The sequence below is a fragment of the Streptomyces misionensis genome (genome assembly GCF_900104815.1).
Classification (GTDB): Bacteria; Actinomycetota; Actinomycetes; order Streptomycetales; family Streptomycetaceae; genus Streptomyces; species Streptomyces misionensis.
On sequence record NZ_FNTD01000004.1, the window covers coordinates 3,035,928 to 3,053,238 of the forward strand.

Sequence of the window (17,311 nt, forward strand, 5' to 3'; positions counted from 1 at the left end):
CCCTGTCCGGACGCGTCCGGACGTCCCCAGAAGGAGTCCCATGCCCTACGACGACCTGCGCGGTTTCCTCGGCACGCTGGAGAAGGAAGGCCAGCTGCTGCGCATCACCGAGGAAGTCCTCCCGGAACCGGACCTCGCCGCGGCCGCCAACGCCACCGGCCGCATCGGCGAGGGCGCGCCCGCCCTCTGGTTCGACAACGTCAAGGGCTTCACCGACGCCCGCATCGCGCTGAACGTGCACGGCTCCTGGGCCAACCACGCGCTCGCCCTCGGCCTGCCGAAGCACACCCCCGTCAAGGAGCAGGTGGCGGAGTTCGCCCGCCGCTGGGACGCCTTCCCCGTCGCCCCCGAGCGCCGCGAGGACGCCCCCTGGCGGGAGAACACCCAGGAGGGCGACGGCGTCGACCTCTTCTCGGTCCTCCCGCTGTTCCGCCTCAACGACGGCGACGGCGGCTTCTACCTGGACAAGGCCGCCGTGGTCTCCCGCGACCCGGAGGACCCCGGGAACTTCGGCAAGCAGAACGTCGGCACCTACCGCCTGGAGGTCATCGGCCGCAACCGGCTGGCCATCCAGCCGGTGCCGGTGCACGACGTCGCCATCCACCTGCAAAAGGCGGAGGAGAAGGGCGAGGACCTGCCGATCGCCATCACCCTCGGCAACGACCCGGTGATGACGATCGTCGCCGGGATGCCGATGGCGTACGACCAGAGCGAGTACGAGATGGCCGGCGCCCTGCGCGGCGCCCCCGCCCCCATCGCCACCGCCCCGCTCACCGGCTTCGACGTGCCCTGGGGCTCCGAGGTGGTCATCGAGGGCGTGATCCAGAGCCGCGAGCGCCAGATCGAGGGGCCCTTCGGCGAGTTCACCGGCCACTACTCCGGCGGCCGCCGGATGCCCGTCATCCGCGTCGACCGCGTCTCGTACCGCACGAACCCGGTCTTCGAGTCGCTGTACCTGGGCATGCCCTGGACCGAGGTCGACTACCTCGTCGGGCCCAACACCTGCGTCCCGCTGCTCAAGCAGCTGCGCGCCGAGTTCCCCGAGGTCCAGGCCGTCAACGCCATGTACACGCACGGCCTGCTGGTCATCATCTCCACGAAGAAGCGGTACGGCGGCTTCGCCAAGGCCGTGGCCATGCGCGCCATGACCACCCCGCACGGCCTCGGCTACGTCTCCACGGTCATCCTCGTCGACGAGGACGTGGACCCGTTCAACCTGCCGCAGGTCATGTGGGCGATGTCGTCGAAGGTCAACCCGTCCGGCGACGTCGTGATCGTCCCCAACCTGTCGGTGCTGGAGCTGGCGCCCGCCGCCCAGCCCGCCGGCATCACCAGCAAGATGATCATCGACGCCACCACCCCCGTCAGCCCCGACAACCGCGGCAGCTTCGCCACCCCGGCCAAGGACCTGCCGGAGACCGCGGAGTGGGCCGCCAAGCTCCAGCGGCTCATCGCCGAGGCCCGCGCCTGACCGGCCGCCGCCCGTCCCGCCGTCACCGCGAAGAAGGAGAACCCGCCATGACCATCTGCCCCCGCTGCGCCTTCGAGACCATCGAGAAGCTGTACACCTCGCCCGTGCCCGGTGTCTGGGACGTGCTCCAGTGCGGGCGCTGCCTCTACACCTGGCGGACCAGCGAGCCCGCCCGCCGCACGCAGCGCGACGCCTACCCCGAGCAGTTCCGGCTGACTCCCGAGGCCATCGCGAACGCCCCGGAGGTCCCGGCGGTGCCGCCGCTGCGCGCCTCCGCCTGACCCCCCGTCCGGGCCGCCGGTCATCCCCCGGTGTGCTCCAGGAACAGCTCCGCCGTCTCCCTCAGCACCTCCCGTCCGTCCCGGGCCCACAGGTCCTCGTTGAAGATCTCCACCTCGACGGGGCCGGTGTAGCCCGCCGCCGCCACCCGGCCGCACCACTCGCGCAGGTCGATCGACCCGTCGCCGAGCCGGCCCCGGCCGTTGAGGACGCCCGCCGGCAGCGGGGTGGTCCAGTCGGCGAGCTGGAAGGCGTGGATGCGGCCCCCGGCGCCCGCGCGGGCGATCTGCGCGGGCGCCTGGTCGTCCCACCAGACGTGGTAGGTGTCGACGGCCACCCCGACCTGGTGCGCGGGGAAGCGTTCGGCCAGGTCAAGGGCCTGGGCGAGGGTGGAGACCACACAGCGGTCGGCGGCGAACATCGGGTGCAGGGGCTCGACGGCGAGGCGGACGCCGTGCTCCTCGGCGTGGGGGGCCAGCTCGGCCAGGGCGTCGGCGACGCGTTCGCGGGCCGCCCGCAGGTCCTTGTCGCCGGGCGGGAGGCCGCCGGAGACCAGGACCAGCGTGCCGGTGCCGAGCGCCGCCGCCTCCGCCACCGCGCGGCGGTTGTCGGCGAGGGCGGCCGCGCGTTCGGCGGGCGCGGTCGCGGTGAGGAAGCCGCCCCGGCACAGGGTGGTCACCTCCAGCCCCGCCGAGCGGACCAGCGCGGCGGTCTCCCGCAGTCCGTACGCCCGGACCGGCTCGCGCCACAGTCCCACCTTGCCGATGCCGGACCCGGCGCAGGCGGCGACGAGTTCGGGCAGAGAGAGCTGACGTACCGTCATCTGGTTGATGGAGAAGCGGTCGAGACCGGTCACCGGGCCACTCCGTACAGGGCGAGAAGGGTCTTCATGCGGTCCTCGGCGAGCGCGGGGTCCGGGAACAGGCCGAGGGAGTCGGCCAGCTCGTAGGCGCGGGCGAGGTGCGGAAGGGAACGGGCGGACTGGAGGCCGCCGACCATCGCGAAGTGCGACTGGTGACCCGCGAGCCAGGCGAGCAGGACCACGCCCGTCTTGTAGAAGCGGGTCGGGTGCCGGAACAGGTGGCGCGCCAACTCGACCGTGGGATCGAGGAGTTCGCGGAAGCCCGCCGTGTCACCGGTGTCCAGGACCCGTACCGCCCGCGCCGCCAGCGGGCCGAGCGGGTCGAAGACGCCGAGCAGCGCGTGGCTGAAGCCCCGGTCGTCGCCCGCGATCAGTTCCGGGTAGTGGAAGTCGTCGCCGGTGTAGCAGCGCACGCCCCGCGGCAGGCGGCGGCGCAGCTCGATCTCGCGGCGGGCGTCCAGCAGGGAGATCTTGACGCCGTCGACCTTGCCGGGGTGGGCGGCGACGACGTCCAGGAACACCTCGGTGGCGGCGTCCAGGTCGGTGGTGCCCCAGTAGCCCTCCAGGGCAGGGTCGAACATCGGGCCGAGCCAGTGCAGGACGACCGGTTCGGCGCACTGGCGCAGCAGATGGCCGTAGACCTCCAGGTAGTCCTCGGGTCCGCGAGCCGTGGCGGCCAGCGCCCGGGAGGCCATCAGGATCGCCTGGGCGCCCGCTCCCTCGACCACGGCGAGCTGTTCCTCGTAGGCGGCACGGATGTCCGCCAGGGTGCCGCCGGTGAGCTGGTCGGTGCCGACGCCGCAGGCGATGCGCCCGCCGACCGCCTTCGCCTCGGCGGCGCTGCGCCGGATCAGCTCGGCGGCGCCCGCCCAGTCCAGCCCCATGCCGCGCTGGGCGGTGTCCATCGCCTCGGCGACCGCGAGGCCGTGGGACCACAGATGGCGGCGGAAGGCGAGGGTGGCGTCCCAGTCGACGGCGGCGGGCGAGCCGGGCGAGACGTCCGCGTACGGGTCGGCGACGACATGCGCCGCCGAGAAGACCGTACGGGAGGTGAAGGGGGCACCGGGCGCGACGGGGAGGGGTTCGGCGCGCGGCTCGTACGCGCGCAGCGTGCCGTCGGCGGCGGGGAGGCGGATGGTCACGGGGCGATCTCCGGAACGGCCTGACGGCGGCCTTCCGCGGCGGACTTCAGGCCCAGTTCGGCGAGTTGGACGCCGCGCGCGCCGGCCGACAGGTCCCACCGGTAGGGGGCGCCGGCGTAGACGTGCTTGAGGAACAGCTCCCACTGGGCCTTGAAGCCGTTGTCGAACTCCCCGTTGTCCGGCACCTCCTGCCACTGGTCGCGGAAGCGCTCGCCGGCGGGGACGTCGGGGTTCCAGACCGGCTTGGGGGTGGCGGAGCGGTGCTGGACGCGGCAGTCGCGCAGGCCCGCGACGGCCGAGCCCTCCGTGCCGTCGACCTGGAACTCCACCAGTTCGTCGCGGTGGACGCGGACCGCCCAGGAGGAGTTGATCTGCGCGACCACACCGCCGTCCAGCTCGAAGATGCCGTAGGCGGCGTCGTCGGCGGTGGCGGTGTAGGGCCTGCCGTGCTCGTCCCAGCGCCGCGGGACGTGGGTCGCGGTCAGGGCCTGGACGGAGGTGACGCGGCCGAACAGCTCGTGCAGCACGTACTCCCAGTGCGGGAACATGTCGAGGACGATGCCGCCGCCGTCCTCGGCGCGGTAGTTCCAGGAGGGACGCTGGGCCTGCTGCCAGTCGCCCTCGAAGACCCAGTAGCCGAACTCGCCGCGCACGGACAGGATCTTCCCGAAGAAGCCCCCGTCGACCAACCGCTTCAGCTTCAGCAGGCCCGGCAGGAAGAGCTTGTCCTGGACGACCCCGTGCCGTACGCCCTTCTCCCGGGCCAGGCGGGCGAGTTCGAGGGCGCCGTCGAGGCCGGTGGCGGTGGGCTTCTCGGTGTAGACGTGCTTCCCGGCGGCGATCGCCTTCCTGAGCGCCTCCTCGCGGGCGGCGGTGACCTGGGCGTCGAAGTAGATGTCGACGTCCGGGTCGGCGAGCACCGCGTCCAGGTCGGTGGAGACGTGCTCCAGGCCGTGCCGCTCGGCGATCTCCCTCAGGGCGTGCTCACGGCGGCCGAGCAGGACCGGCTCGGGCCACAGCACGGTGCCGTCGCCGAGGGCGAGGCCGCCCTGGTCGCGCAGGGCGAGGATCGACCGGAGCAGGTGCTGGCGGTAGCCCATGCGCCCGGTCACGCCGTTCATGGCGATGCGCACCGTCGTCGTGCGTGTCACGTCGGTCCCTCCAAGGGCCTCTTTTGTGCCGCTGTGTGCCGTGTCGCCCGCGAGACAATCCCCATAGCAAGCGCTTTCTATCGGGGAGGAAGCTAGCCTCGGGTCGGCGGTCGGCACAAGACCGCGGCCGGGCGGCGGGCCTGGTCCCCCTCAAAGCGGGCACCCGGCACGGGCCCCTGAGCTGGCCGTTCACCAGGCCGTACGACGAACTGCGCGACCGGAGGACGACGAGATGACGGTGACTCTGGCGGACGTGGCGGCGCACGCCCAGGTCTCCCCCGCGACGGTGTCGCGCGTGCTGAACGGCAACTACCCGGTGGCCGCGGCGACGCGGGAGCGGGTGCTGCGGGCGGTGGACGAACTGGACTACGTCGTCAACGGTCCGGCCAGCGCGCTCGCCGCCGCCACGTCCGATCTGGCCGGCATCCTCGTCAACGACATCGCCGACCCCTTTTTCGGGATCATGGCGAGCGCGATCCAGGCGGAGATCGGCGGGACCGGCGGCCGGGCGGGCTGCGAACGGCTCGCGGTCGTCTGCAACACGGGCGGCTCGCCGGAGCAGGAGCTGAAGTACCTGACGCTGCTCCAGCGGCAGCGGGCGGCGGCCGTGGTGCTGACCGGCGGGGCGGTGACCGACGCGCCGCACGCGGCGGCGGTCGCGGCGAAGCTGCGCAAGCTGGCGGAGGGCGGGACGCGGGTGGTGCTGTGCGGGCGGCCGCCGGTGGCCGGCACCGGGGCCGTCACGCTCGCCTTCGACAACCTCGGCGGGGCGCGTGCCGTCACGGACCACCTGGTCGGCCTCGGTCACCGGCGCATCGGCTGCATCGCCGGGCCCGGGGAGCGCACCACCACGCGGCACCGGCTCGAAGGGCACCGGCTCGCGCTGGCCGCGGCGGGGATCGAGGAGGACGCCCGCTGGACGGTGCACGGGCGGTTCGACCGGCGCTCGGGGTACGAGGGGGCACTGGAACTGCTGCGGCGCGATCCCTCGCTGACCGCGCTCGTCGCCGCGAACGACTCCGTCGCGCTGGGGGCGTGCGCCGCGCTGCGGGACTCCGGGCTGCGCGTCCCCGACGACATCTCGGTCACCGGATTCGACGACCTGCCGTGCAGCATCGACGCCGTGCCCGCCCTGACGACGGTGCGGCTCCCCCTGGCCGAGGCCGGCGCCCGCGCGGGCCGCCTCGCCATGGGCCGCGAGGACCCGCCCGGCGGCGGAACCGCCTCGGTGCGGGGGGAGTTGACGGTCCGCGGATCGACGGGGGCGCCCCGGGGGTGAGGCGCCGGGGACGGTCCGGCGGGCAGGCACACCCGAGGGCCGCGGCCGGCCGACGTAGCGCGGTCGCCAGGTGACCGCCGCCGTCGCGGTCCGGAGGACCGTGGCCGTCTGGCGAAACACCCCCCCCCGACGCATTCGGCTCGGCCCCCGAGCACACGGCGCCGCGCGCCACACCCGCACCCGCACCCGGCCGACCGCCCCACCACGCGGGGCGGTCGGCCGGGCGTCCGCGTCGCGCGGCCGGGCCGGTGGTGTCGTACGGCTACACCTGCGGCCGCCGTCCCGGTTCCTGGTGGGGGAAGGTCTGGTCGCCGCCGGGCAGGCGGGGCTTCGGCAGGGTCGCCACCTCCTGTTGGGCCTTGCGGAGTTGTGCCGCCGTGCCGCCGGGGAGGGAGGGCGGGCTCGTGCGGGCCTGGGAGAAGCGGAAGGCGCTGGTGAAGTCACCGAAGGTGGCACGCCGCCAGGCGCTGATGTTGGGTTCCTCGACGCCGGTGAAGCGCTCCAGGAGGCGCAGGGCCGAGGTGTGGTCGAAGGCCTCCGTGGCGACCCAGCCGCCCACCGTCCACGGGGAGACGACGATCGCGGGCACCCGGAAGCCGGCGCCGATCGGGAGCCCGCCGATGAACTCGCCCTTCGTCCCGGCGCGCGGGGTGGGCGGCGGGACGTGGTCGAAGAAGCCGTCGTTCTCGTCGTAGCTGAGGATGAAGGCCGTCTTGCGCCACACCTTCGGGTTCGCGGCGATGGCCTCGAGCTTGGACGCCACGAAGTCCGCGCCGGCGGCGGGAAGGTAGTCCGGGTGCTCCGACTGGTGGCCGGGCGGCACGATCCAGCTCACCGCCGGCAGCCGGTCGGCGCGGGCGTCGTCCTCGAAGGTGCCCTCGGGCTGCGGGCGCACACCGCGCTCGTGCAGGTCGGAGCCGGGCTTGGCGTCGCGGAACGCGGCGAACCGCCGCAGCATGTTGCAGCCGTAGTCGTCGTCCTGGTGGTAGACCTTCCAGCTGACCCTGGCCGCCTGGAGGCGCTCGGCGTACGTCTTCCAGCGGTACGGCGCCGGGGCCGTGTTGGTGGTGACCGGGCCGCCGTGGGTGCCGCCCGGGTCGACCGTACCGGTCATCCACATCAGGCGGTTGGGCCAGGTGGGGCCGAGGACCGAGCAGAAGTGGTTGTCGCAGATGGTGAAGGTCTCCGCGAGCGCGTACTGGAACGGGATGTCCTCGCGTGTGTAGTAGCCCATGACGTAGGGGGCCTTGGTGCCGTCGGCCTTGCGGTGGGCAGACAGCCACCGGTCCATCCGGCCGCCGTTCCAGACCTGGTGCTGCACCGTCCAGGCGTGGCTGGTCGACGGGATGGCCTGGGCGCTGGAGGCGCGGGTGTCGAGGTGGAAGGGCAGCAGATAGCCCTTGGGGTTGGCGGTGTCCGGCTGGTGGAAGACGCTGCGCCCGCCGCGGAGCTTGAGCGCCTTCGGGTCGGCGAAGCCGCGCACGCCGGAGAGCGTGCCGAAGTAGTGGTCGAAGGACCGGTTCTCCTGCATCAGCAGGACGACGTGCTCGATGTCGCGCAGGGAGCCCTTGCGGGGCGGTCCGGCGGCGACGGCCTTCTGGACGCTCGGCGGGAGCAGGCTGATGGCCGCCGCACCGGCGCCCGAGCCCAGGAGTCTGCGTCGAGTCAACTCTGCCATGTATCGCCCTTCTTGCGGTTCTTTGCGGACCGGACAGCAGACGCTTCCTACCCGGGCTGATCGGATGACAGTGGTCGATGGCGAAAAAGCGGCAATACCTGGGCTCTTCTTGGAGAAGTCGTGACATTGCGGCACGGCGGCGGGATGAGGGGCGGCCGGGTATGGTCGGTGGGCATGAAGCTTGCGTTCTCCACTCTCGGTGTCCCCGGTACGGCCCTTCCCGAGGTGCTGGCGCTCGCGTCCGCGCACGGCTTCCAGGGAGTCGAGCTGCGGGCGCACCCCGAGGAGGCGGTGCACGTCGGGCTGACCCCCGCCGAACGGGCCGACGCCGCCGCGCTGTTGCGCGGCTCCGGTGTCGAACCGCTGGCGCTCGCCGGGTACGTGCGCGTCGCCGCCCCCGGCGACGACGCGCCCGTACTGGCCGAACTGCGGGAACTGCTCCGGCTCGCGCACGACCTCCAGGCACCGTTCGTACGGGTGTTCCCCGGCGGAGAGTCCGAGGAGGCCGACGCCATCGCCGCCCGGCGGCTGGGCACCGCCGCCGAGGACGCCTCCGCCCTCGGCGTGCGGATCCTGCTGGAGACCCACGACTCGCACCGCACCGGTGCCGACGCGATCCGGGTGCTCGGGCCGGTGGGGCACGGCCGGGTGGGGGCGCTGTGGGATGTGATGCACACCTGGCTGGGCGGCGAGCAGCCGGCGCAGACGTACGCGGCGCTCGCCCCCTGCCTGGGATACGTGCAGGTCAAGGACATCGCGTCGGCCGAGGACACCACCCCGCTGCCGCTGGGCGCGGGGGTGCTGCCGCTCGCCGAGTGCGTGGCCGTGCTGCGCCGGGGCGGCTGGGACGGCTGGCTGTGCTGGGAGTACGAGAAGCGGTGGTACGAGCGGGCCGCCCCGCTGCCCGGCCTGCTCGCCGAGGGCCACGACCATCTCGTACGGCTGCTCGACGGGACGGCGTGACCCGGTCGGCTTCTGCCGGACCCGGCCGGGCGTCAGGGCCACGGGAGTCCCACGGCGCTGACGCCCGGCGGTCCGCTCCTGATCAATACAGCTAGTACGTCAGACCGTGGCCGATCGGGTACAGCACCCGGCTCGGGTCGTCGGCCCGCTGCACCGGCACCGGGAGCTTTCCGCGTGGTGCCACCCGGCCCGCGATCACCCGGGCGGCGGCGCGCAGTTCGACGTCGGTCCAGCAGTACGTCGCCACGCAGGCCCGCACGGACGGAAGTTGGGCCACGTCGTACGGGTTGCGCACGGCGACGGCCACGACCGGCTTGCCCGTCGCCACCAGGCGGTCGACCAGCGTCCGCTGGGAGTTGCCCGCGGTGACGTTGTAGGTGGCGACCACCACCGCGTCCGCGTCCTGGGCGGCGGCCACCGCCTTGTCGACGGTCGCGGCGGAGGGGGCGGTGCCGGTCGACAGCGCCGTGGCGGCGAAGCCCAGCTCGGTGAAGGCGGCGGCCAGCACCCCCGTGGGCGGGCCCGTGGTGCCGGACGGGGAGGCCGGATCGGCGCCGACCACCAGGAGGCGGCGCTGTTCGCGGCGGTCGAGGGGGAGGGTGCGGCCCTCGTTGACCAGGAGGGTCGTGGTGCGCTCGGCCATGCGGTCGGCCGCGGCCAGATGGGACTTCGTGCCCACCACCCGGTCCACGGCCAGGCGGTCGGCGTACGGCTGTGCGAAGAGCCCGAGCCGGGTCTTCAGGCGCAGGATGCGCAGGATCGATTCGTCGAGGCGGGCCTCGGTCAGCTCGCCGTCGTGGACCGCCTTCAGGACCGCGTTCCACGCGGTGTCGATGGAGGGCGGGTTGAGCAGCTGGTCCACGCCCGCCTTCAGGGCGAGCACCGGCACCCGGTCGTCGCCGTACTTGGTGCGCACGCCCTCCATGCCCAGCGAGTCGGTGATCACCACGCCGTCGTAGCCGAGTTCGCCGCGCAGGATGCCGGTGAGGATCGGGTGGGAGAGGGTGGCCGGGTCGCCGGAGTCGTCCAGGGCCGGGAACTGGATGTGCGCGGTCATGATCGAGTCGATGCCCGCCGCGATGGCCGACCGGAACGGCACCGCGTCCAGCTTCTCCCACAGCTCCCGGCTGTGGGTGATGACCGGGAAGCCGTAGTGGCTGTCGACGGCCGTGTCGCCGTGGCCCGGGAAGTGCTTGGCGGTGGCCGCGACCCGGGCCGCCTGATAGCCCTTCACCTCGGCCGCCACCAGCTCCGCGACGGCCGCCGGGTCCGCGCCGAAGGAGCGCACGCCGATCACCGGGTTGGCCGGGTTGACGTTCACGTCGGCGTCCGGCGAGTAGTCCTGGTTGATGCCGAGGGCGCGCAGTTCGGCGCCGGAGATCCGGCCGAGGGCGCGGGCGTCCGACCGTGAGCCGCCCGCGCCGATCGCCATCGCGCCGGGGAAGAGGGTCGCCGGCTTGCCCACCCGGCACACCGCGCCGTGCTCCTGGTCGGTGGCGATCAGCATCGGCAGGCCGCGCGGCTGCTCCAGGGAGGCCCGCTGGATGCCGTTGGACAGCTCCAGGATCTGGTGCGGGTCACGGGTGTTGTGGGCCCAGGTGAAGTAGATGATGCCGCCGACCCGGTACTTCGCGATCAGCTCGGCGGCGGTGCGCACGCCCAGCTCGCCCAGGTTGGCGTCGATGTCGGCCTGGTCGGGGGCGGTGGCGGAGGTGCCGTAGACCCGCATCACGAAGAGCTGGCCGACCTTCTCCTCCAGCGTCATCCGGGAGACGAGGGCGCGCAGTGAGCGCTCGTCGGGGGTGTCGGCGTGGGCGGTGGCCGGCACGGTCAGCGCGGCGGTGAGGCCGGCGGTGGCGGCGAGGACGGTACGCCGGGACGGCCGTGCGGCGTTCCGGGTGGTTCCGGTGTCTCTCTTGCTGGTGTCGCTTCCCGTGCTGGTGTCGGGCACGTGCGCTCCCTCCCAGAGGAGAACCGCTGAAGGAAACTTCCGAGGAATCACCAATATCCTGGAAGTTTCTTTCCGTCAAGGGAACGCACAGCACCCAGCGTGTCGGAGGGGACCCCTGGTCAGCAGAGGATCCAGCCGGTGCTGACGGACTCGCCGCCGATCGAGCCGCGGATCCACACGCAGCGGTGCCCGGCGTGCACGGTCACCGGCCCGGCGTGCCGGCTGTAGCGGCCGGAGTCCGTGGCCGGGCGGCTGCCGCGGGCCTGGACGCTGACCGACATGGTGCGCACGGCGCCGGGCCGGCGGGCGACGGTGACGGCGCAGACGTAGTCCCCGCGTTTGTAGACACGGGTGACGCCCGAGCCGAAGGGGATGCTTCTCACCTGGTGCCCCGCGCAGCCGCCGGACGCGGCCTGTGCGGTGCCGGACGCCGCGAAGGCGAGCAGCCCGGACGCGACCAGCAGGGCCGCACCGAGCGAGAAGCGTCGGCGTATCGCACCACTGTCCACTTGCTGTCCTCCCCGAAGCGCAGCCAAGCCTCCCCCGGCGGCCGTACAGACGTACGGACGCCCGGGTGTGGCGGATGGTTGCACGGCCGTCAACGGTACGAGCCACATGAACCACGAGGGCTCAGCGGACGACCCCGACCGGCTCCTCGTCCCCGGGCCGGCCGGCGAAGGTCCGCCACAGTTCGGCGTACCGCCCGTCGCGGGCGAGCAGTTCCTCGTGGGTGCCGTCCTCGGCGACCCGGCCGTGGTCCATCACCACCACCCGGTCGGCGCGGGCGGCGGTGGTCAGCCGGTGGGCGACCACCAGCGTCGTACGACGGCCCGCGAGGCGGTCGGTGGCCTGGTTGACCTGGGCCTCGGTGGCGAGGTCCAGGGCGGCCGTGGCCTCGTCCAGGAGCAGGATGTCCGGGTCGACCAGTTCGGCGCGGGCGAGCGCGATCAGCTGGCGCTGGCCGGCCGAGAGGTTGCGGCCGCGCTCGGCGACCTCGTGCAGGTAGCCGCCGTCGAGGGTGGCGATCATCTCGTGCGCGCCGACCGCCCGCGCCGCCGCCTCCACCTCGGCGTCGGTGGCGTCGGGGCGGCCGTAGGCGATGGCGTCACGGACGGTGCCCGGGAACAGGTAGGCCTCCTGCGGGACGACGCCGAGCCGGTGCCGGTAGGAGGTCAGGTCGAGGTCGCGCAGATCGGTGCCGTCGACCGTGACCCGCCCGGCGGTGGGGTCGTAGAACCGGGCCACCAGCTTGACCAGGGTGGACTTTCCGGCGCCGGTCTCACCGACGAAGGCCACCGTCTGGCCCGCCGGGATCGTCAACTCCACGTCGCGCAGCGCCGCTTCGTTGTCGCCGTACGCGAAGCTCACGCCCTCGAAGGCGATGTCGCCGCGCAACGAGCGCACCTCCTGGGGCCGTTCGGCCGCCGCGGTGGAGGTGGGCTCGCGCAGCAGCTCCTGGATGCGGCCGAGGGAGACGGTGGCCTGCTGGTAGCCGTCGAAGACCTGGGACAGCTGCTGCACGGGCGCGAAGAACAGGTCGATGTAGAGGAGGTAGGCGACCAGGGCGCCGGTGGTGAGGGTGGCGTCCTCCACCCGGCCCGCGCCCGCGATCAGCACGGCCGCCGCGGCGACCGAGGACAGCAGCTGCACGAACGGGAAGTAGACCGATATCAGGCGCTGGCCGCGCAGCCGGGCCTGCCGGTAGCTGTCGCTGCGCCCGGCGAACCGCCGCCCGCCGTCGCGCTCGCGCCGGAACGCCTGGACGATCCGCAGCCCGGACACGGACTCCTGGAGGTCGGCGTTGACCGCCGAGACGCGCTCGCGGGCGAGTTCGTACGCCTTCACGCTGGCCCGGCGGAAGAAGAAGGTGGCCACGATCAGCGGGGGCAGCGTGGTGAACACGACGAGGGCGAGGCGGACGTCGATCACCAGCAGGGCGCCCATGATGCCGAAGAAGGTGACGACCGAGACGAACGCGGTGACCAGGCCGGTCTGCAGGAAGGTGCTCAGGGCGTCGACGTCGGTGGTCATCCGGGTCATGATCCGGCCGGTCAGCTCGCGCTCGTAGTAGTCGAGGCCGAGCCGCTGGAGGTGCGCGAAGATCTTCAGCCGCAGCGTGTAGAGGACGCGTTCGCCGGTACGGCCGGTCATCCGGTTCTCGCCGATCTGCGCGGCCCACTGCACCAGCACCACCAGCAGCGCGAGCAGCGAGGCGGACCAGACGGCGCCGATGGCCAGCTTGGTGACGCCCGCGTCGATGCCGTGCCGGATCAGCACCGGCAGCACCAGGCTCGCGCCCGCGTCCACGGCGACCAGCGCCAGGCTGGCCAGCAGCGGCAGCCCGAAGCCGCGCAGCAGGCGGCGCAGCCCGTAGGAGTCCTCCGGCCGCACCGCCTGCCGCTCGTCGATGCCGGGGGTGTCGGTGGCCGGGGGCAGCGCGGCCACCTGGGCGAGCAGCTCGGGGGTGGCCGGGGTGCCGGCCAGCGCCTCGTCCTTGGGTGCGCGGTCGCCGGTCCACAGCCGGGGGGTGACGCCCCGCTCGGCGTCGTACTCGGCGTCCAGCTCCGCGCGCAGGGTGTCGTCCTCGGTCGGCCCGGCCGGCAGGGCGTGGCCCGGGGAGACGCCGCCCAACTCGTCCGGGTCGGTCAGCAGCCGGCGGTAGAGGGCGGAGCGCCGCTGGAGCTCCTCGTGGGTGCCGAGGTCGGCGAGCCGGCCGTGGTCGAGGACGGCGATGCGGTCGGCGAGGTTCAGGGTGGAGCGGCGGTGGGCGATCAGCAGGGTGGTCCGGCCCCGCATCACCTGCTTGAGGGCCTCGTGGATCTCGTGCTCGACGCGGGCGTCCACGGCGGAGGTGGCGTCGTCCAGGATCAGCAGCCGGGGGTCGGTGAGCAGGGCGCGGGCGAGGGCGACGCGCTGGCGCTGGCCGCCGGAGAGGGTCAGGCCCTGCTCGCCGACCTTGGTGTCGTAGCCCTCGGGCAGTTCCCGGATGAAACGGTCCGCCTGGGCGGCGCGGGCGGCGGCCTCGATCTCCTCGTCGGAGGCGTCGGGGCGGCCGTAGGCGATGTTGGCGCGGACGGTGTCGGAGAACAGGAACGAGTCCTCGGGGACCAGGCCGATCGCGGCCCGCAGCGAGGACAGGGTCAGCTCGCGGACGTCGTGCCCGCCGATCAGGACGGCGCCGTGGGTGACGTCGTAGAAGCGCGGCAGGAGCAGGGAGAGGGTGGACTTGCCGGAGCCGGAGGACCCGACCACCGCCAGGGTCTCACCCTGGCGTATCTCGAAGCTGAGCCCGTCCAGCACCTTGGCGTCGGCGCCGTACCCGAAGGACACGTCGTCGAACTCGACGGTGGCGGGCGCGTCCGCGGGCAGCTCCCTGGTGCCGTCCGGCATCGACGGCTCGGTGTCGATCAGCTCCAGGACGCGCTCGGTGCCGGCGCGGGCCTGCTGGCCGACGGTGAGCACCATCGCCAGCATCCGGACCGGGCCGACCAGCTGGGCGAGGTAGGTGGAGAAGGCGACGAAGGTGCCGAGGGTGATGTGCCCGCGCACCGCCAGCCAGCCGCCGAGGGCCAGCATGGCGACCTGGCCCAGCGCCGGCACGGCCTGGAGGGCGGGGGTGTACTTGCTGTTCAGGCGGATGGTGCGCAGCCGGCCGGCGAACAGCTTGCGGCCGACGGCGCGCAGCTTGCCGGTCTCCTGCTCCTCCTGCCCGAAGCCCTTGACCACGCGGACGCCGCTGACCGCGCCGTCGACCACGCCCGCGACGGCGGCGGCCTGGGCCTGGGCGTACCAGGTGGCGGGGTGCAGCCGGGTGCGGCTGCGCTTGGCGATCCAGCCGAGCGCGGGGGCGACGGCGAGGGCGACCAGGGTCAGCGGCAGCGACAGCGACGCCATGATCACCAGGGAGGCCAGGAAGAGCAGCACGTTCCCGATGGTCATCGGGAGCATGAAGAGCAGGCCCTGGATCAGCTGGAGGTCGCTGGTGGCACGGCCCACGACCTGCCCGGTCGACAGCTCGTCCTGGCGGCGGCCGTCGAGGCGGGTGATCGTGTCGTACATCTCCGTCCGCAGGTCGTGCTGGACGTCGAGGGCGAGCCGGCCGCCGTAGAAGCGGCGCACATAGGTGAAGCCGTAGACGAGGAGGGCGGCGACGACCAGGGCACCGGCCCAGGGGGCCATGGAGCGGGTGTGGGCGCCGATCACGTCGTCGATGATCACCTTGGTGATCAGGGGGACCACGGCGGTGACGGCCATGCCGGCGAGGGAGGCGCCGAGCGCCAGGACGACGTCCTTCGGATACCGCCAGGCATAGCCCGCGAGTCGTCTCGCCCATCCCCGATGTGGTCGCACGCGGTGCCTCCCGGTTGTCGTTCTCCGCCGGAAGGCACCAACGCGCGCGGGAGCGGATTTCATCCCTCCGCAACAATCGGGGGCCGTGGGTCAGACGCGAACCCGCAGGTGGTAGAAGCGGGTGGTCTGGACGGCGTTCTGGTTGTCGTCGCTGACCAGCAGGACCTTCAGGCGCCCGGTGTGGTCACGGCCGGTGACGGCCATGCCCTCGATGTTGTCGAGGAGGGGGTTGGGCTGGGGCTGCTTGGCGGTGGCGCCGAGGGAGGGGCAGTCGGCGATGTCGGCGAGCAGGGTCTTGCGGACCGGCCGCACGCCCGGCTGCCCGGTCAGGTTCTCGATGCCGCTGGTGTCGGTGGCGTGGCGGGCATCGGCGAGGTAGAGGCGGACGGTGTTGCCGACGCCCGCGGTGAAGCCGCGCTCCAGGACGAGCAGCCGGCCGTCGGGCGTGGCCTGCACCTCGGGGACGCCGAGGCCGGCGTCGACGCGGTAGGCGTACTGGGCGGCGAGCCGGAAGCGGCCGCCCGCGGTCCGGGTCCAGGTCTGGAACCGGACGAGGTCCGAGGCGTCACCCGCGATCGGCGCCTCCATGGACGCGAGGAGGGTGTGGCCGCCGGGCAGCAGGGTCAGCCCCTCGAAGGTCGCGTTGGAGGTGGCGCGGCCGGCCGGGGCGACGAGGAGGGAGGACGGCACGGGGAGCCGGTCGAGGATCCTGCCGTCGGGCGAGTAGCGCCGGACGGACGGCTCGGTCTCGGAGCCGACCAGCCGGGTCCCGTCCCGGTCGATGACGAGGCCCTCGGAGTCGAGGTCGGCGCCGCGCTCGTCCGAGAGGTGGACGACGCCCCGCGGCGCGAGCGTCCTGCCGTCCAGGCGGAACAGGTCGGAGCGGTCCGACAGCGCGGCCAGGGAGCCGTCCCGGTCCACGGCGAGGGCGGAGAAGTTGCCGACGAAGGTGCCGTGGTAGGTCGTCTTGTCGAGCGCGTCGGAGAAGCGGTCGATCGTGACGGCGGGCGAACAGGCGTGAGTGGCGGTCGGGTTGGCCGGGGCGGCCTGGGCGGTCCCGGCGGCGGTCAGCGTGGTGGCCGCCGCCAGGCCGGCGGTGAGGGTGGCGAGTACGGTTCTCAGGCGCATGGTCGATCACCGTACGGCCGGACGGTGACGGACGGGAGGCCGGGCGGTGAAACGTGCCCGGCCCCGGGGCTCCCCGGCCCGGTCTCAGCCCTGGGGCGGCGTGGCGACGATGGCCTCGGCCGGCTTGCTGGTCGGGACGTAGAGCGCGGTCTTCGCGGTGGTCGGCACCAGGTCCTTGTGAACGGCCTTGGCGACGTTCTGGATGGTGGTCACGCCGTAGCTCATGGTGCTGTTGTCCTGCGTGAGCACGGAGATCATGTAGTCGTGCCCGGCGCCGTTGAAGGTGCCGAGACTGTGCACCCGCCAGCCGTGCGTGGAGCGCTGCAGCCAGCCGTTCTTGACGTGCACGGAGACGGTGGAGGGGGCGCCGGCGGGGGTGCCCCAGCGCTGGGACGAGATGACCTTGCCCATCAACTTCTGTATGTAGGCCCGGGAGTTGTCGCTGAGCACGCTGTTCTTGGCGGTGATCAGCTGGAGCAGCTTCTGCTCGTCGTTGACGTTCTCCTGCGTCAGACCCCAGTAACCGCCCGACCCCGGCACGGTCTTGGTCATCTTGGCGGCGGCCAGGAAGCCCTTGATCTTCGTCACGCCCAGCTGCTTCCACAGCTTGCTGGTGGCGGTGTTGTCCGACTTGGTGATCATGGCGGTGGCGAGCGAGGACTCGGTACCGGTGAGCAGCCTGTTGTGCTTCTTGGCGTCCCACAGCAGCGTGGCGAGCACGGTGACCTTGACGGTGCTGGCCGAGTCGTAGGCGCTGGTGGCGCGCAGGGTGCAGGTCGTCTTGGTGGAGCGGTCGTAGACCCCGAGGGCGACGGTGCCCTTGCGGTTCGCGAGCGCGGCGGTGATGTCCTTCTTCAGCTTGGCGGCGAGTCCGCTCTTCGCGGACGTGCAGCTGACGGCGGGTGTGGCCGCGGCGGCCGGGGTGGCGGCCGCGACGGTGGGTATGAGCAGCGCGACACCGAGCGCCGCCGCCGACGCCTTGGCGCGCCGGCTGATGCGGTGATCCATGGAGGAATCCCCCTGAGAACGACGTGAGAACACACCCCTTGCGGGCACT

The 17,311-nt window shown here is 73.0% G+C and carries 13 protein-coding genes; 4 read left to right on the forward strand and 9 right to left on the reverse strand.

Annotation, left to right across the window (positions count from 1 at the left end):
* Positions 1-40: 40 nt before the first annotated feature.
* Together BLW85_RS15450 and BLW85_RS15455 are read left to right on the forward strand one after the other, a co-directional pair.
* Positions 41-1,471: a non-oxidative hydroxyarylic acid decarboxylases subunit C gene (locus BLW85_RS15450; protein ID WP_070027429.1), complete on the forward strand. Its 1,431-nt coding sequence runs from the start codon at positions 41-43 to the stop codon at positions 1,469-1,471.
* Between the two features lie 47 nt (positions 1,472-1,518).
* Positions 1,519-1,752, forward strand: a complete 234-nt coding sequence (locus BLW85_RS15455) for a non-oxidative hydroxyarylic acid decarboxylases subunit D (RefSeq protein WP_070027428.1) — start codon at positions 1,519-1,521, stop codon at positions 1,750-1,752.
* 20 nt (positions 1,753-1,772) lie between these two features.
* Here the strand turns inward: BLW85_RS15455 and BLW85_RS15460 are convergent, their stop codons facing one another.
* From BLW85_RS15460 to BLW85_RS15470, 3 genes are read right to left on the reverse strand one after another with little or no spacing between them, the layout of a single operon-like run.
* Complete coding sequence (locus tag BLW85_RS15460; RefSeq protein ID WP_074992352.1) at positions 1,773-2,606, reverse strand: sugar phosphate isomerase/epimerase family protein; 834 nt, start codon at positions 2,604-2,606, stop codon at positions 1,773-1,775.
* Complete coding sequence (locus BLW85_RS15465) at positions 2,603-3,754, reverse strand: dihydrodipicolinate synthase family protein (RefSeq protein WP_074992353.1); 1,152 nt, start codon at positions 3,752-3,754, stop codon at positions 2,603-2,605. The genes BLW85_RS15460 and BLW85_RS15465 overlap by 4 nt, the downstream gene beginning before the upstream one ends.
* Positions 3,751-4,875: a Gfo/Idh/MocA family protein gene (locus tag BLW85_RS15470; RefSeq protein ID WP_425275362.1), complete on the reverse strand. Its 1,125-nt coding sequence runs from the start codon at positions 4,873-4,875 to the stop codon at positions 3,751-3,753. Before BLW85_RS15470 ends, BLW85_RS15465 begins: the two co-directional genes overlap by 4 nt.
* A 262-nt stretch (positions 4,876-5,137) precedes the next feature.
* On the opposite strand from BLW85_RS15470, the gene BLW85_RS15475 reads away from it, so the two are divergent.
* A complete protein-coding gene (locus BLW85_RS15475; RefSeq protein WP_074992355.1) occupies positions 5,138-6,184 on the forward strand; it encodes a LacI family DNA-binding transcriptional regulator in 1,047 nt (348 codons plus the stop codon).
* A gap of 262 nt (positions 6,185-6,446) precedes the next feature.
* Here the strand turns inward: BLW85_RS15475 and BLW85_RS15480 are convergent, their stop codons facing one another.
* A complete protein-coding gene (locus BLW85_RS15480; protein WP_074992356.1) occupies positions 6,447-7,862 on the reverse strand; it encodes an alkaline phosphatase family protein in 1,416 nt (471 codons plus the stop codon).
* A 174-nt stretch (positions 7,863-8,036) separates the two neighbouring features.
* Here BLW85_RS15480 and BLW85_RS15485 point away from each other — a divergent pair, with 174 nt between their 5' ends.
* Positions 8,037-8,825, forward strand: a complete 789-nt coding sequence (locus BLW85_RS15485) for a sugar phosphate isomerase/epimerase family protein (protein ID WP_074992357.1) — start codon at positions 8,037-8,039, stop codon at positions 8,823-8,825.
* Positions 8,826-8,916: 91 nt separating this feature from the next.
* Here BLW85_RS15485 and BLW85_RS15490 read toward each other — a convergent pair whose 3' ends face one another.
* The 5 genes from BLW85_RS15490 to BLW85_RS15510 form a co-directional block, all read right to left on the reverse strand.
* Positions 8,917-10,776 (reverse strand): glycoside hydrolase family 3 protein, encoded by a 1,860-nt coding sequence (locus tag BLW85_RS15490; RefSeq protein WP_074992358.1) that lies wholly within the window; start codon positions 10,774-10,776, stop codon positions 8,917-8,919.
* 119 nt (positions 10,777-10,895) lie between these two features.
* Positions 10,896-11,285: a hypothetical protein gene (locus tag BLW85_RS15495; protein ID WP_074992359.1), complete on the reverse strand. Its 390-nt coding sequence runs from the start codon at positions 11,283-11,285 to the stop codon at positions 10,896-10,898.
* 121 nt (positions 11,286-11,406) lie between these two features.
* Positions 11,407-15,126 carry an ABC transporter ATP-binding protein gene (locus tag BLW85_RS15500; protein WP_074992360.1) on the reverse strand — a complete coding sequence of 1,240 codons (3,720 nt, stop codon included), beginning with the start codon at positions 15,124-15,126 and terminating at the stop codon, positions 11,407-11,409.
* A gap of 90 nt (positions 15,127-15,216) precedes the next feature.
* Complete coding sequence (locus BLW85_RS15505) at positions 15,217-16,254, reverse strand: esterase-like activity of phytase family protein (protein WP_074992361.1); 1,038 nt, start codon at positions 16,252-16,254, stop codon at positions 15,217-15,219.
* 84 nt (positions 16,255-16,338) lie between these two features.
* Entirely contained in the window at positions 16,339-17,262 is a 924-nt protein-coding gene (locus tag BLW85_RS15510; RefSeq protein ID WP_074992362.1) for a serine hydrolase, read from the reverse strand.
* Positions 17,263-17,311 lie beyond the last annotated feature (49 nt).